At 69.0% G+C, this 14360-nt stretch carries 19 protein-coding genes; 10 read left to right on the forward strand and 9 right to left on the reverse strand.

Annotated elements, in window-relative coordinates; genetic code table 11:
- Positions 1 to 102: 102 nt before the first annotated feature.
- From BMW85_RS10860 to BMW85_RS48295, 3 genes are read right to left on the reverse strand one after another with little or no spacing between them, the layout of a single operon-like run.
- Positions 103 to 897: a hypothetical protein gene (locus BMW85_RS10860; protein ID WP_143082209.1), complete on the reverse strand. Its 795-nt coding sequence runs from the start codon at positions 895 to 897 to the stop codon at positions 103 to 105.
- Positions 876 to 1256 carry a DNA-binding protein gene (locus BMW85_RS10865; RefSeq protein ID WP_143082210.1) on the reverse strand — a complete coding sequence of 127 codons (381 nt, stop codon included), beginning with the start codon at positions 1254 to 1256 and terminating at the stop codon, positions 876 to 878. Before BMW85_RS10865 ends, BMW85_RS10860 begins: the two co-directional genes overlap by 22 nt.
- Before the next feature lie 8 nt (positions 1257 to 1264).
- Complete coding sequence (locus BMW85_RS48295; RefSeq protein ID WP_143082211.1) at positions 1265 to 1651, reverse strand: hypothetical protein; 387 nt, start codon at positions 1649 to 1651, stop codon at positions 1265 to 1267.
- A 159-nt stretch (positions 1652 to 1810) separates the two neighbouring features.
- Here BMW85_RS48295 and BMW85_RS10870 point away from each other — a divergent pair, with 159 nt between their 5' ends.
- A complete protein-coding gene (locus BMW85_RS10870; protein ID WP_091080038.1) occupies positions 1811 to 2044 on the forward strand; it encodes a hypothetical protein in 234 nt (77 codons plus the stop codon).
- Here BMW85_RS10870 and BMW85_RS49455 read toward each other — a convergent pair.
- Complete coding sequence (locus tag BMW85_RS49455) at positions 2032 to 2199, reverse strand: hypothetical protein (RefSeq protein WP_177240601.1); 168 nt, start codon at positions 2197 to 2199, stop codon at positions 2032 to 2034. The two genes, BMW85_RS10870 and BMW85_RS49455, sit on opposite strands and share 13 nt — an antisense overlap.
- A gap of 20 nt (positions 2200 to 2219) precedes the next feature.
- On the opposite strand from BMW85_RS49455, the gene BMW85_RS10875 reads away from it, so the two are divergent.
- Complete coding sequence (locus BMW85_RS10875; protein ID WP_143082212.1) at positions 2220 to 2717, forward strand: hypothetical protein; 498 nt, start codon at positions 2220 to 2222, stop codon at positions 2715 to 2717.
- Positions 2718 to 2724: 7 nt separating this feature from the next.
- Here BMW85_RS10875 and BMW85_RS10880 read toward each other — a convergent pair whose 3' ends face one another.
- Entirely contained in the window at positions 2725 to 3588 is an 864-nt protein-coding gene (locus BMW85_RS10880; RefSeq protein ID WP_091080042.1) for a sigma-70 family RNA polymerase sigma factor, read from the reverse strand.
- A 98-nt stretch (positions 3589 to 3686) separates the two neighbouring features.
- Here BMW85_RS10880 and BMW85_RS10885 point away from each other — a divergent pair, with 98 nt between their 5' ends.
- The gene (locus tag BMW85_RS10885; protein WP_091080044.1) at positions 3687 to 4100 is read left to right on the forward strand and encodes a VOC family protein; all 414 of its coding nucleotides are present in this window, start codon (positions 3687 to 3689) and stop codon (positions 4098 to 4100) included.
- A gap of 44 nt (positions 4101 to 4144) precedes the next feature.
- Here BMW85_RS10885 and BMW85_RS10890 read toward each other — a convergent pair whose 3' ends face one another.
- Together BMW85_RS10890 and BMW85_RS10895 are read right to left on the reverse strand one after the other, a co-directional pair.
- Positions 4145 to 4939: a YwqG family protein gene (locus BMW85_RS10890; RefSeq protein WP_091080046.1), complete on the reverse strand. Its 795-nt coding sequence runs from the start codon at positions 4937 to 4939 to the stop codon at positions 4145 to 4147.
- A gap of 109 nt (positions 4940 to 5048) precedes the next feature.
- The gene (locus BMW85_RS10895) at positions 5049 to 6317 is read right to left on the reverse strand and encodes a hypothetical protein (protein ID WP_143082213.1); all 1269 of its coding nucleotides are present in this window, start codon (positions 6315 to 6317) and stop codon (positions 5049 to 5051) included.
- Positions 6318 to 6416: 99 nt separating this feature from the next.
- On the opposite strand from BMW85_RS10895, the gene BMW85_RS10900 reads away from it, so the two are divergent.
- The 3 genes from BMW85_RS10900 to BMW85_RS10910 are packed head-to-tail and all read left to right on the forward strand — an operon-like array spanning position 6417 to position 7651.
- Positions 6417 to 6875, forward strand: a complete 459-nt coding sequence (locus BMW85_RS10900; protein WP_091080052.1) for a hypothetical protein — start codon at positions 6417 to 6419, stop codon at positions 6873 to 6875.
- Entirely contained in the window at positions 6872 to 7255 is a 384-nt protein-coding gene (locus BMW85_RS10905) for a hypothetical protein (RefSeq protein ID WP_143082214.1), read from the forward strand. Before BMW85_RS10900 ends, BMW85_RS10905 begins: the two co-directional genes overlap by 4 nt.
- 21 nt (positions 7256 to 7276) lie before the next feature.
- Positions 7277 to 7651 (forward strand): arsenate reductase family protein, encoded by a 375-nt coding sequence (locus BMW85_RS10910; protein WP_091080057.1) that lies wholly within the window; start codon positions 7277 to 7279, stop codon positions 7649 to 7651.
- Here the strand turns inward: BMW85_RS10910 and BMW85_RS51885 are convergent.
- Both BMW85_RS51885 and BMW85_RS49460 read right to left on the reverse strand, forming a co-directional pair.
- Entirely contained in the window at positions 7640 to 10495 is a 2856-nt protein-coding gene (locus tag BMW85_RS51885) for an ATP-binding protein (RefSeq protein ID WP_281249567.1), read from the reverse strand. The two genes, BMW85_RS10910 and BMW85_RS51885, sit on opposite strands and share 12 nt — an antisense overlap.
- 110 nt (positions 10496 to 10605) lie before the next feature.
- Positions 10606 to 10752, reverse strand: a complete 147-nt coding sequence (locus BMW85_RS49460; protein WP_177240602.1) for a hypothetical protein — start codon at positions 10750 to 10752, stop codon at positions 10606 to 10608.
- A gap of 197 nt (positions 10753 to 10949) precedes the next feature.
- On the opposite strand from BMW85_RS49460, the gene deoC reads away from it, so the two are divergent.
- Genes deoC through BMW85_RS10930 form a run of 4 tightly spaced genes read left to right on the forward strand, consistent with a single transcriptional unit; the run spans position 10950 to position 14358 of the window.
- Complete coding sequence (deoC, locus tag BMW85_RS10920) at positions 10950 to 11879, forward strand: deoxyribose-phosphate aldolase (RefSeq protein ID WP_091080061.1); 930 nt, start codon at positions 10950 to 10952, stop codon at positions 11877 to 11879.
- On the forward strand, positions 11879 to 13333 hold the full coding sequence (locus tag BMW85_RS10925; RefSeq protein ID WP_177240603.1) for an aldehyde dehydrogenase family protein: 1455 nt from the start codon (positions 11879 to 11881) through the stop codon (positions 13331 to 13333). The genes deoC and BMW85_RS10925 overlap by 1 nt, the downstream gene beginning before the upstream one ends.
- Positions 13323 to 13520, forward strand: coding sequence for a hypothetical protein (locus tag BMW85_RS48300; protein ID WP_143082215.1), 198 nt, complete (start codon positions 13323 to 13325; stop codon positions 13518 to 13520). Before BMW85_RS10925 ends, BMW85_RS48300 begins: the two co-directional genes overlap by 11 nt.
- Positions 13513 to 14358 carry an aldehyde dehydrogenase family protein gene (locus BMW85_RS10930; protein ID WP_091080067.1) on the forward strand — a complete coding sequence of 282 codons (846 nt, stop codon included), beginning with the start codon at positions 13513 to 13515 and terminating at the stop codon, positions 14356 to 14358. The genes BMW85_RS48300 and BMW85_RS10930 overlap by 8 nt, the downstream gene beginning before the upstream one ends.
- Positions 14359 to 14360: the final 2 nt, after the last annotated feature.

A 14360-nucleotide genomic window follows, 5' to 3' on the forward strand; every position in this document is an offset into this window, starting at 1 on the left:
GGCCAGCAGCTCCCCCTGAAACGGAGCGCATAGCAGTGGAAGCAAGACGGGTGGCGGCTGTTGCGTAACCTGAGACGTAGCTTGCAGCTTACGCAAGTCCCGTCAATCACGTGCGTCGTCTCCTGCGTTCAGCAGCTCCGCGATGCCTTCCCGAAGCGCGGCGGCATCGTTCCTCGTACCCCAGGTGACGAGGCGGAGGGAGGAACGCAGGGACGCCGCGTACGTTTGCGCCGGCTCGCTGAACCCGTTCCTGGCGACGACCAGCAGCGCCGCAGGGACGGGGAACGAGTCCGCCACCCGCGCGTGCCATCCCATGAGCTCGCGGAGGCGACTTTCCTCCACCTTGCGCGTCAGCGCCGCCACTTCGATGAAGACCATCTTCCTGGCGTTGCTGAAGACGAAGTCCACCTCTCTGGGTTGGTCAGGGAACAGGCGGCTTCCGCCCGCTTCGAAGACGCGTCCCAGGTCATCCATTCGGCGAAGCGCCGCGAACACCTGGTGCTCGAACGTGAGCGCCTCCATGGAGTAGACGAAGCCCTCACTGACCTGCTGCCCGCAAACCCGCGCCGCGCCGAACGCGAGCCCGACCGCGTGGCTCTGGTCGACCTCTACCAGCGTGCGTAGGCTCTGGACGGACCGCTCCTCGTCGCTCACCACAGTGGTCCGGCTCAGGGGAAAGCCCAGTTCGAGATCCAGCATGGCGGCCTGGACGAGCCTGTAGGCCTCCGCTCGCGAGGCTGCCAGGCGCGGCGGGACCGCGATCATCAGGCGCCACTCGTCGGCTTCCACCAGATGTGCCCACAGGGCGGTGCTGACGGGGAAGCCCCGGTCGTTCAACTCCTGGAGCAGCCGGGCACCGCCGTCGATGTCTCGCTTCACCAGTTTCGTCTCACCCACGGAAGCACCCCATGTCCGCGTTGGCTGATGGCTTTGTAGAGGTTCCTCGCCTCGCTCTCGTTCCAGACCCTATAGCGGCTGCTTTCGTTCCAGTCCTTGACGATCGACCAGTTGGCGGCAAAGGCCGGATCGGAGCTTTCCTGTACGGCTAGCGCGCCCTTGAGGTCGGCCAGGTTGACGAGCTTGGCGAGGTCATGGGTGTGTCCGTCTTTGACGAGCTGAAGATCCGGCATGCAGTATTGGCGGAATTCGCGTGCGATGCACACCTTGAGTCCGCACTCAACCGCATATCCTGCCAAATAGTATGCTCCCGACCATTCTTTATGATCCAGCAGGATGCGTGCCTCGCGTATGCGCATCCGCGTGATCAGGCGGAAGTCCGCTGCTGATGCCAGTTCTGTTCCTTTCCCTTGCAGGCGTTGGAGAGCGAGTGCAGAGCCTCGATGAGTCCGGCCGGGTTGTGGAAGGCGAGTTGACCGAGGAGCTCTGCGAGGTAATCCGCCTCGCTCAACGCGAGGTCGAGCCACGCGGGCCTCAAATTCGAGATGGTGGGTCCGTAGGTGATGCGTATGGACGGTTCAGCGGGTTGGGCGTGCCTGTGTTCTTCTTGACGGCACACAAGGGTCAGCACATGAGTGGGGGTTGAAAAGTCCATCTTTTCGCTGATGTGTTCACGGCTGGTCTCTGTGGTCAGATGGCGAATGCGGCACCATGCCAGGCGATCACACGGTCCCGAAGGTATATTTCTGTCCACGATCTGTCTCCTGATATCCGCAGGAAGTGGATCTAGGTCCCGTCGGGTGGTGGTGCACCGGGCGGGACCTACCATCGATACAGAGTATCGATACTCTGTATCGGCAACGTTAGCCCCTGTCTCTCGGCGGCGCAACAGCCTTTCGATACCTTGTTGCGTATGGCGACTGACATCGACCCTTTGGATGCGCTCGCGGAGAGCACGCGCCGTTACCGCGAGACGGAGCGGGCGCACGAGAAGTCGCGTGACGCCGTGGTCGAATGCATCGTGACGGCGCTCAAGGCCGGCAAGCGTCCCACCGACGTGGCCGCGCGCTCGCCGTTCACCGACGCGTACGTACGGCGGCTGGCCAGGGAGAACGGGATCCAGGCACAACCACGTCAAAGAGGGTGACAGGGAACGCCGTTGACCAGGACGAGCCGGGCGGCCTGAGCCTGCTGGCGAAGCTCTGATCCATCGGCGGGCCCGAGATCGAACAGCTTGGCGGCCCGTTGATGCAGTCGCTGGCGGAGCGGCGGCGTCGCGGGCACAATGCCGCTGTCGATCATGCGCACAGAGAGGCAGCCCCATGCCCCGTAGTCGCCATCTGCGATGGTGGCTGGCCGCGCTGGTGATGTGCGTGCTGAGCTTCCTGTCTCTCTGGCTGCCGTCCTTCTTCGAGGGGGACGGGGCTGCCGGTTGCGCCGGCTACTACCCGCTTCCGTTCGGCTTGGCGGAGCTTTGGGACGATCTGCAGTGGACGTGGCTCCGGCTGCGTGAGCCCGTGATCGAACACATGGTGGTCCTCAACGGCCTGCCGTCCGTTAGCGCACTGCTGTCGGCCCTTGTCGCCGCCTGGGCGAGGTGGCCGCTCAGCACTGCGGTGGGGTCGCTCGCCGTTCTGGTCGTGGCGGTGGTCGGGCTCGACTGGGTGTTCATGGCGTTCTCGTACTTCATGCTGCTCGGCTGCGCGGGCTGGGAGGGACGGGTGCTGTGGATGCTGTGGCGTCTGCTGCCGGTGGTCGGGTACGGCAGCGCGATCGTCCTGCTGGTCGTGGGGATGCGGACCCATCGGCGTACTCGGTGAGGGCCGCTCATCGCCGTTCCTTGTCGTCGGCGTGGAGAAAGACGATGTCGAGGTCCCGGAGCCGGTCCGGGTCGGTGTCGATGGTGATATGGGTGATCTTCCCGTTGCTCACGGTGAAGGTGAAGACGGCCTTCGACCGGCCGCGATGCGACCAGACGGCCGCGGGAACGCCGTCGACCAGGGCGAGCCGGGCGGCCTGAGCTCGGCCGGCGAAGAACGACGCGACCGCGTGGGCGCCCCGGACCTCAAGGGCCACGGCGTCCGGATCGAGCAGGTCGAGCAGGGCGGTGAAGTCGCCGCTACGGGAGGCGGCGAGGAAGGCGGCGACGATGTCCCGCTTCGCCGACCGTGCGGCCTCGGACGCGTCCGCCGCGCCCTGCACCCGGCGCCGGGCCCTGCTGGCGAGTTGTCTGGCCGCGGCCGGGGAACGGTCGAGGATGGCGCCGATCTCGCCGAACGACACGGCGAAGACGTCGTGCAGGACGAACGCGAGCCGTTCGGCGGGCGTGAGCGTGTCCAGCACCACCATCAGCGCGACACCGACCGAATCGGCGAGCAGCGCCTCGTCCTCGGGGCCGGCCCGGTCGGCCGGACGAGTGTCCGGGGGCGGCTCGGGCGGCAGCGCGCCGACCGAGTCCTCACGCCGGGACCGGCGTGCCTCAAGCATGTTCAGGCAGACCCGGGCCGTGATCGTGGTGAGCCAGCCGGCCATGTTCTCCACCTGGCCGGTGTCGGCGCGGCTGACCCGCAGCCACGTCTCCTGCACCGCGTCCTCGGCCTCGCCGGGTGAGCCGAGCATCCGGTGGGCCACCGCGCGCAAGCGGTCCCGATGCTCGGCGAACCGCTCGCTCAGCCAGTCCTGCTCGACCATGTGTCACATTCCTCCGTCTCGGCCTGTCATACGAAATGACCGGCGAATCCACGCTGATGTGACATCCGGTCCCATACGCTACGAACAGGGGATACACCATGAAAGCGCACGTGAGCTCGATCCTGCTCGGTGTCCAGGACATGGAGCGGGCCAAGCGGTTCTACACGGACGGCCTCGGCTGGAAGATCAAGAACGACTACGGCATCTCGGTCTTCTTCGAGTCGGACGGAGCCTCGCCTGTCGGCTTCTACGCCCGCGACGGCCTCGCCGACATGGTGGGAACGAGCCGGGACGGCAGCGGCTTCAGCGGGCTTGTCCTCACCTACGTCGTCCGCAGCGAGGCCCGGGTCGACGAGATCATGGTCGAGGCCGAGAAGGCCGGCGCCACGGTGCTCAAGCCCGCCGGCGCTCTGCCGTGGGGCGGCTACGGCGGCACCTTCGCCGACCCGGACGGCTACATCTGGAGCCTCGGCTACAGCGCCCAGGGCACGGACCAGCCCTACGCGGAGTAGCCCGGCAAAGGGGAGCACGTCGTGAAGTCCCGCCGCCCGTGACTTCAGTGGCCTTGGACGTCGAAGACGGTCTTGGAGAAGTCGCGGGCAGCGAGGTGGTCCCGGCGTATGCCCCAGATGAGGTGCGCCCCGTCTCCCCAGATCATGTGGTCCGTCTCGTCCAGTTGCAGGAGCAGCGCCCACTGGCGGGCCTCGGCGTGGAACGACTCCTCGCCGTACCAGCCCGCACCCTGACGTTGGGCGGCAACGGCCTCGAACGGCACCTGCAGCACCATGGCGTGGCCGCCGACCTGGTGCCGTGAGCCATGGTGGCGTCGCTCGTACTCGCCGATCACTTCCATGAACTCCCGCCCGGCCGACACATGCCTCCACACCGCCTCGAACGCCGCCAAGTCGCCGCCAAAGGCTTCAGCGAGCTCCGGCTGGACATTGTCCGGCCAGGTGAGCACGGTTCGTGCGGTGAGCAGCTCCTCCGGATGAGCCCAGCCTTCAGACTGCCGAAGCGTGGGCGTCCCGGCGGGCACATGGATCACGGCATCGCCGTCGCCCTCGAACTCGACGAAGAACAGCAGCGCGCCGTCCCCGGGCAGCTCGATGTCGACCTCATGCCTGGCCAGTCGTGCGCAGTCGAGAGTGGCGACGAGCGACAGCGGCCGCGAACTCGGCCCGACCGGCCAAGGCACACCTTCCGGCAGGTCCGCGGCTCCGCCCAGTCGCCCGACCACCGGCTGGTCATCCTGAGCGATCGACAGCTGGATCGCCGGACGTAACAGCGCGAGCAGCCGGTCGGCGGTGTCGGCGGGAAGATGGGCTCGGGCGAGGTCGGCGAAGGTCGTCATGCTCGGAAAGCGTGCCAGGGTGCACCGACATTCAGTCCCCTTGAGACCGTTCCGTCAGTGCCCTGCATCAGGCTGGGGACAGCGGCGCTCCACGTCCGTACGGCGGCACTCAGCGGTCTTCCATGGCGCAGCCAAGGTCCGCGGATCTGGCCTGCCAGGCGTGCTCCTCGTCGTGCCAGCCCTGGGTACGCGCCGCCTGCACCGCGAGTTCGATGACGGCTGGAGCGACGGCCACGTGGTTCTCCAATCGCCACCCCTCGTTCGAGGGCTTCCACAGGGTCCCGCGGCAACCGTCCTCGGCCGGAACCCTCGAACTCCACCACTGCGCGGCGAGTTCGAGCGCGGCCCTGGGCCGGTGCAGTGCCAGGTGACAGCACATCCGATTGTGGACGTTGATTCCTGCCGGGGCGTAGCCCTGACGGGCCGCTTTGCGTAGATGCCCAAGCGCGCGGGCAGGATCCACTGGTATCAGGCAGAAGCCCAGGTTGTTCCGCGACGGGGTGTCGTCGGGCCACTGCTGTACCGCGAATTCGAAGAGCGCCGCCGCCTCAGTGGCTCGCCCTTCCGCCAGCAGGTGGCGCGCGCGGTCGCTCATCTGGGCGAGCATGAACTCGGTCCGTGGCTCCGAGGGCGTCGGCTCCCAGTCGAGCGCGGTGCGGCGGGCGATCTCGTCGGTGAGCTCGGCGTACGACACGATGCGCTCTGCCATGACCCAGGCGGGGAACGTCATCGGCTGCAGATCATTGCGATAGCGATACTCGAGGAGCAGCGAGGACATGCTCCACGACTTCAGGTAGGTCTCGCTGAGCCGCTCGACGAGCCAGCGGTAGTGCACGACGACAGGCGAGTATGTCGGCTGCGGGAGATCTCCCGACCAGAACTCGTCCTCGCCGGGCACTTCGAGGCTTATCAGCTTGCGTAGCTCAGCGTGTCCTGCCCAGGCCAGGAGCCGGGGCGCAACCTTTTGCGCGGTCTCCTTCACCAGCGCCGTCAACTCGTCATCACGCTTGGGCGCGACGGCGGGAATGCGGAGCAGGGCCCGCCATCCGTCGATGTCCACGCCTGTTTCGGAGGTGTCCGAGTTCGCGGACGGCGGGAGGATGTAGTCGATCAGTAAGACGCCGAGGGCCGGACCCAGGACGTCGCCGAGCATGCCGTAGCGGACGATGGCGTCGGCATCGAGACCCCGCTCCACCAATTCCTCCGCGGCGCCTTCGAAGGATCTGACGGCTTCATCACCGGTGGTGGTGAAGCGGCTGCGCAGGGCGTCCTGCATCTCTCGCAGCAAACTGGTGAGCCGCCAGCTTGTCCGCGAACCCGTGCGATCCTCGCAGAGCAGGATCTTGTTCGCGTCGAACGGCTCCGTAGCTTCCTCCAACACCCCTCCGCATGCCGAAGACCTGACTGAATAGTTACGCCCGTCGCCTGAACCTATGGGTAGGATCCTACCTATGATCCTGGCAACCGGAGGGCTGCTGTGACCGACACGATCTTCCAAGCATCGGATCTCGCGAACAGGCGTACGGAGATCCTGGAGCAGGCGCGGCACGGCCTGGCTCAGATCCGCGACAAGGACAGCACGAGCCTCGTCATGCTTCCTGAACGCCGACTGCGCATGCTGGAGGAGATCGCCAAATGGTCGCTCGCTCACATGCGCCTGGACGACCTGCTCCGTCGGGATGCCGAGCCCAGCGTCTCTGAGCTGGGCGACCTCGCGTGGTTGCGCGTGTTCGAGGTCGAGGACCTTCGAGAGTTCGTCGACGAGTTGCACGCCGTGCTCATCGCTGCCCACTCCGACCAGGATCCGTCCGCCCTCGACGAGTTCATCCATGCGTGGCGCACCACCGCGCGACAGCTTGAGGACCCGCTGAGGAGGTCGATCCTCCTCGGTCGCCACGACCCCGATGACTTCGTAGAGGCGCCCGCACCCCGATGACCAGTTCCTATGACCCGATGCGTCCGGCCCGTCGGCCGGGAGGTCGGCCGGCCGCGGCGCCTCAATACCGGGTGCTCGTGCATCGGCGTTACCTTCAGCACTTCCGTCAACTGGAGGAACGCGTCGGTCTGCAACAGGCCCAGCAGTTCTGGGACCACGTCTCGCAGGAGCCGGGAAAGCCGTCGGCGCTGGCGTCCATCACGATCCTGCGCGGTGCTGCGGGCAGGCCGCGTGGCCCTGGGTGGTCTCGTACGCACCACTATGAGCTCACCAGCAAGGCGCGGGTCGATTACCAATACCACGACGAATACACAACAGAGGCGGGCGCGGATCCGCATCCTGTGGTGGCCATCCTTACCATCAGTTTCGGCAGCCACTGAGCTGAGGGAAGGGTGGGCGGTATGGAGATCTGGATTAATCCGGGGTGTTCGAAGTGCCGGGCGGCGTTGTCGGTGCTGGATGCCGAGGCGGCCGACTACACCGTACGCCGTTATCTCGACGATCCGCCGAGCGCGGACGAGATCCGGGACGTTCTCGGGCGGCTGGGGCTGGAGCCGTGGGACATCGCGCGGACCGGGGAGCCGGTGGCGGCGGAGCTCGGGATGGGGGCGTGGCCGAGGGACGCGGGGGAGCGGGAGCGGTGGATCGGGGCGCTGGCCGCGCATCCGATCCTCATCCAGCGGCCGATCATCACCGCCGACGACGGTACGGCGGTGGTGGGGCGGAGCGAGGAGGCCGTGCGGTCCGTGCTGCCGCCGTCACCGTCAGGCGAGTAGCGAGAGGCGGTGGGCGGCGGCGGCCGCCTCGCCTCGCGTGGTGACGCCGAGCTTGGCCAGGATGTTCGACACGTGCACGCTGACCGTCTTGGCCGAGATGAACAGCTCGGCGGCGATGTCGCGGTTGGTGCGGCCCTGGGTGACCAGGCGCAGCACCTCCAGCTCGCGCGGCGTCAGCAGTTCGGACGGCTCCTGCGACTGCGGCGCGCCCCCGCCGACCCGGCGTGACAGGGTCACGATGTCCTCGATGAGCGGGGTCGCGCAGAGGGCGCGGGCCAGGGGCAGGGCGACCTTGAGCCGGGCCGCGGCCCCCTCGCGGTCGCCGGTGCGGGCGGCGTCGGCGGCGGCCCGCAGCAGTGTCTTGGCCTGGTTGTGGGGGCGGTTGAGGCGCTCCCAGCCGGCCGCCGCGGCGTCGAAGTCCCCGCTGTACGACAGCCGGTACGCCTCCACCACCGGCCCGATGACAGAAAGCTGCGCGGCGACCTCGGCGGCCCGCGCCCGCACGGCGGCGGTGCGCTCGGGCTCGGCCGGCTCGGCGGCGTCGCAGACGTTGCGCAGCAGGGAGAGCAGCCGCCAGCCGAGCTTGGCCTTGCTGGAGCGCGTGGGGTGGGCGAGCACCTGCTCGGCCGTGGCCAGCGCCTGCGTCGGCTCGCCCCTGAGCAGGTGCCAGCCGATGCGCAGCCGCGCGTTGTTGGTGATGTCCTGGACGAAGTCCTCGGGGCGGTCCTTGAACACGCCGACCTCGGACAGGATGTTCTCGACCAGCTCCGCCTCGCCGCGCCCGAGCGCGATGTCGGCGCGCACGCGCAGCAGCGCGTAGCGGGTGCGGAGGGCGGGCCCGTAGGCGAGGGCGGCCTCGACGATCTCGATGGCCTCGTCCCAGCGGCCGATGGCCTCCAGGACCTCGGCCCAGTTGTTCATGATGAACAGGCCGCTGCCGCGTAGCCTGCCCCACTTCCTGGCGGTCTCCCAGCCCTGCTCGGACAGGGCCAGTGCCTCCTCGTGGCGGCCCATCTCGATGAGGGAGTCGATGTTGTTGCCGATCGCCCGCAGGATGATGCGGTGGGACTGCTCCTCGCGGCCGATCTCCAGCGCCTGCTCGTTGAGCGCGATCACGGACTCGGTCTCGCCGTTGAGCGAGTGGCCGAGGGCGAGGTTCATCAGCAGGTCGCTCTCCAGGCAGCGGTCGCCGTGCCGCCTGGCCAGGCGCAGGCCCTCGGTGATCAGCTCGCTCGCCTCGGCGATCCGGCCGCGCAGCATGAGGTGGCGGCTGAGCTGGGTGACGACCTCGGCGCGTTCGAGGCTGTCCTGCGGGACGAGCCGGAGGGCGTCCCTGAGGTCCTCGATGACGCCGATGTGGCCCTTGCCGCTCTTGAACGCGGCCCGCCGGACGATGAGCTGCGCCACGCGGGCCGGTTCGGTGGTCTCGTCGAGCTGCTTCAGCGCGGCCTTGACGAACTTCATGCCCTTGTCGACGTCGCCGCCGGCGTGCGCGGCCTCGGAGGCGCGTTCCAGGACGGCGGTGTGGTCGGCGCCGATGCGTTCGGCGACGTCAGGCACCCGGTCCCAGAGCATGAGCACGCGTTCGAGCAGCGGCACGGCCTCGGTGTAGGCGAACGCCTTGAACGACTTGCGTGCCGCCTCCCACGCCGAGATCAGCGCCCAGAGGTCGTTGCGGGCGCCGTACCAGTGGTGGGCGAGCTCGACGGCGGCGCGGCCGGGCGGGACGAGCGCGCGGTCCTTGGAGATCTCCTCGGCGTAGCGGGAGTGCAGGCGCTGGTGCTCGCCGGGCAGCAGCTCGTCGTGCACGGCCTCCTGGATGAGGGAGTGGCGGAAGACGTAGGCCCGGTTGTCGGCGACCTGGAGCACGTTGCCGGCGATGGCGGGGCGGAGCGCGGTCTCCAGCTCGATGTCGGACAGGCCGCTCACGGCGGCCAGCAGCGCGTGGCCGACCCGGATGCCGCCGGCGGCGGCGATGCGCAGCACGCGCTGGGTCTCCTCGGGCAGCCGCTCGACCGAGTTGAGTATGAGGTCCTGCATGGACTCGGGGAAGCCGCAGTCCTCGCCGCTCTCCAGCATGGCCTCGACGAACAGGGGGATGCCCTCGCTGCGCTCGTAGACCTTCTCGACCCTGGCGTACTCGGGGACGCGGCCGAGGATGGCGGTCATCTGCTGGGCGACCTCGTCGCGCGACAGGCGGGGCAGGTCGAGCCGGTCCACGCCCTGCACCCGGCCGAGCTCGGCCAGCACGGGCCGGAGGGGGTGCTGGCGGTGCAGGTCGTCGCTGCGGTACGTCATGAGGATCAGCACCTGCGGGATGTGCAGGTTGCGGCTGAGGAAGGCGATGAGGTCGCGGCTGGAGCGGTCGGCCCAGTGGATGTCCTCGATGACGAGCACGGTGGGCCGGGCGTCGGACAGGCGTTCCAGGAGGGTGAGGATCTGCTCGAACAGCCGGGCGCGGCCGGTGTCGGTCTCGCCGTCGCCGACCGGCTCGCCGAACTCGGGCAGCAGCCGGGCGAGGTCGCGCTCGGCGCCCTCGGGCAGCAGCGCGGCGACGGCGGCGGGGCCCTGCTCGCGGACGAGCTGGCGCAGCGCGGCGGTGAAGGGCGCGTACGCCAGGCCCTCGGTGGACAGCTCGACGCAGCCGCCGAGCAGCACCTGCGCCCCGTCGGCCGCGCAGCGTTCGGCGAAGCGCTGGACCAGCCGGGTCTTGCCGACGCCGGCCTCGCCCCCCAGCAGGACGGCTGTCACCTTGCCTTTGAGTGCGTCCTCGAAGCTCTCCGAGAGGGCCGCCAGTTCCTCTTCCCGCCCGACGAAGACGGGACTGACGCTTCGTCCCCGCATGTCATCCAGCATGTCATGCCTTATCAGTGCTTTCGACGGATTTGTGAGCCGTTAGGGGGGCATCGAGGCCCGGCCACGAGGGAGGTGGTGGCCGGGCTCTCGTGGGACGGTCATGACGTGCGGCGCTTGCCGAAGACCGAGCGGCGCTCGGCCTTGTTGAGGCGCTCCGCCTCGCGTACGCGGCGGTGCTGGGCGGCGGCCCGGCGCAGCTCGTTCGCGTGGCTCTTCATGAGCTCGTACTCGATTTCGGGATTCATGCCCGTGTCTCCTGACATTTCGTGTGTCTTGCTGACATCTTCAAGAATCGGGCTAAGGTGCACCCCCGCACATCGGGTGGATGCCTTATCTCCTGGGCCCGCGCCGGCCGGGCATACCTAGGGATCCCGCCGTTCTGCCCTAGGCGATCGGTTTGGAGGTCACGGGACCGGTCGGCGATGCTGTGATGGTGTCAACTATGACGACTTCGCTCGCGGACGTCGCCGCGTCCGGCGCGACGCTGCGGGCCTTCTTGCACGGCCTGCCCGGCGTCGACCGGGTAGGCGCCGACCAGCGGGCGGCCACGCTCGGCACCCGTTCGATCAAGACCTCAGCCAAGGCCACCGCCATCGACCTCGCCATCTCCATGGTCGACCTCACCACCCTGGAAGGCGCCGACACGGCCGGCAAGGTGCGCGCCATGTGCACCAAGGCCGTGCGCCCCGGCGGCGGCGCGCCCAAGGTGGCGGCCGTCTGCGTCTACCCCGACCTGGTCGCCGTGGCCGTCGAGGCGCTGCGCGGCTCGGGGGTGAGGGTGGCCTCGGTCGCCACCGCCTTCCCGAGCGGGCGCACCTCGCTGGAGGTCAAGGTGACCGACACGGCCCTGGCCGTGGCCGCCGGCGCCGACGAGATCGACATGGTGATCGACCGTGGCGCGTTCCTGTCCGGCGACTACCTGAAGGTGTACGAGGAGATCGTGGCGGTCAAGGCCGCCTGCGGACAGGCCCACCTCAAGGTCATTCTGGAGACCGGCGAGCTGTCCACCTACGACAACGTGCGGCGCGCGTCCTGGCTGGCGATGCTGGCGGGCGCCGACTTCATCAAGACCTCGACGGGCAAGGTCTCCCCGGCCGCGACGCTGCCGGTGACGCTGGTCATGCTGGAGGCCGTACGCGACTTCCGCGACGCCACGGGGCGGCAGGTGGGCGTCAAGCCGGCCGGCGGCATCCGTACGACGAAGGACGCCATCAAGCACCTGGTGCTGGTCAACGAGACGGCCGGCGACGACTGGCTGACCCCCGAGTGGTTCAGGCTCGGCGCCTCCTCGCTGCTCAACGACCTGCTCATGCAGCGTCAGAAGCTGACCACCGGACGGTACGCCGGCCCCGACTACTTCACGTTGGACTGATGATGGCGATCTTCGAGTACGCTCCCGCCCCCGAGTCCCGCGCCGTCGTCGATCTCCAGCCGGCCTACGGGCTGTTCATCAACGGAGAGTTCACCGACGGCTCCGGCCCCACGTTCAAGACCGTCAACCCCGCCACCGAGGAGCCGCTGGCCGAGATCGCCACGGCGACCTCCGACGACGTCGACCGGGCGGTGCAGGCCGCGCGCAAGGCGTTCGGCGTGTGGAGCGCGCTGCCCGGCGCCGAGCGGGCCAAATACCTGTTCCGCATCGCGCGCATCATCCAGGAGCGGGCCCGCGAGCTGGCCGTGCTGGAGTCGCTGGACAACGGCAAGCCCATCCGCGAGTCGCGCGACGTGGACCTGCCGCTGGTCGCCGCCCACTTCTTCTACTACGCGGGGTGGGCCGACAAGCTGGAGTACGCCGGGTTCGGCCGGAGGACGACGAATGGGCACAGCGGCACCAAGCCCTTGGGAGTCGCGGGGCAGGTCATCCCGTGGAACTTCCCGCTGCTCATGCTGGCCTGGAAGATCGCCCCGGCGCTGGCCTGCGGCAACACCGTGGTGCTGAAGCCCGCCGAGACCACGCCGCTCAGCGCGCTCTGGTTCGCCGACATCTGCCGGCAGGCCGACCTGCCGCCCGGCGTGGTCAACATCGTCACCGGCGCGGGCGAGACCGGCGCGGCCGTCGTCGCGCACCCCGACGTCAACAAGGTCGCCTTCACCGGCTCCACCGAGGTCGGCCGGATCATCGCCCGCACGGTCGCGGGCACCGACAAGAAGCTGACGCTGGAGCTGGGCGGCAAGGCCGCGAACATCGTCTTCGAGGACGCCGCGCTCGACCAGGCCGTCGAGGGCATCGTCAACGGCATCTTCTTCAACCAGGGGCACGTCTGCTGCGCGGGCTCCCGCCTGCTGGTGCAGGAGTCGATCCACGACGAGCTGCTGGCCGCGCTCAAGCGCCGCATGGCGACGCTGCGAGTCGGCGACCCGCTGGACAAGAACACCGACGTGGGCGCGATCAACTCGGCCGCGCAGCTCGCCAAGATCCGCGAGCTGTCGGAGCTGGGCGAGGCCGAAGGCGCCGAGCGCTGGTCGGCGCCGTGCGAGCTGCCCGAGCGCGGCTTCTGGTTCGCGCCGACCGTCTTCACGGGGGTCGCGCAGTCGCACGCGATCGCGCGGGACGAGATCTTCGGGCCGGTGCTGTCCGTGCTGACCTTCCGCACCCCGGCCGAGGCCGTGGAGAAGGCCAACAACACCCCGTACGGGCTGTCGGCCGGCATCTGGACCGAGAAGGGCTCGCGCATCCTGTGGATGGCCGACCGGCTGCGCGCGGGCGTGGTGTGGGCCAACACGTTCAACAAGTTCGACCCGGCCTCGCCGTTCGGCGGCTACAAGGAGTCCGGTTACGGCCGTGAGGGCGGCCTGCTCGGGTTGGAGGCCTACCTTGACGTGTGAGCATCGCCGTCGAGGCCGCGCCAGGCGGCGGGCGCAGGCCACGCGCGGCCACGCCTTCGCCCGCGCCGGCCGGCCCGTACGCACCGGCTGGTACGCCCACCGCTGCGGCGTGAGCCGGTGCGGCCAGGTCTTCGTGCCGGTCCAGATGTCGCAGGAGTCCACGTGGAGGGGGCGGGGCGATGAGTAGGTTGTCCGTCAGAAAGACCTACAAGCTCTACATCGGAGGGGCGTTCCCGCGCTCGGAGAGTGGGAGGTCCTACCCCGTGACCTCGGCCAAGGGCGACTTCCTCGCCAACGCCTCGCTGGCCTCGCGCAAGGACGCCCGCGACGCGGTGGTGGCCGCGCGCAAGGCGTTCCCCGGCTGGTCCGGCGCGACCGCCTACAACCGGGGGCAGATCCTCTACCGGGTCGCCGAGATGCTGGAGGGGCGGCGCGCGCAGTTCGCCGAGGAGCACGGCGGCGGCAAGCGTACGGCGCTGGAGTCCGTTGACGCGGCCGTGGACCGGCTGGTCTGGTACGCGGGCTGGTCCGACAAGATCACCTCGGTGCACGGGGCGGCCAACGCGGTCGCCGGGCCCTACTTCAACCTGTCGGCGCCCGAGCCGACCGGCGTGGTCGCGGTGGTCGCGCCCGCCGATCCGCTGCTCGGGCTGGTGTCCGTGGTCGCGCCGGTGATCGTGACCGGCAACACCTGCGTGGTGGTGGCCTCGGAGCCGTCGCCGCTGGCCGCGATCACCCTGGCGGAGGTGCTGGCCACCTCCGACCTGCCGGGTGGCGTGGTCAACCTGCTCACCGGCAAGCAGGCGGAGCTGGCGCCCTGGCTGGCGGCCCACATGGACGTCAACGGGCTCGACCTCACCGGGGTGACGGACGCCGACCTGGCGCTGCGCTGCGAGCAGGAGGCGGCGGAAAACCTCAAGCGGGTCCTGCGGCCGGTCCAGGAGGACTGGACGGCCGATCCCGGCATCGGGCGCATGACCCGGTTCCTGGAGACCAAGACGGTCTGGCACCCCAAGGGCGTCTGAGC

The sequence above is a fragment of the Nonomuraea wenchangensis genome (assembly GCF_900111685.1).
Classification (GTDB): Bacteria; Actinomycetota; Actinomycetes; order Streptosporangiales; family Streptosporangiaceae; genus Nonomuraea; species Nonomuraea wenchangensis.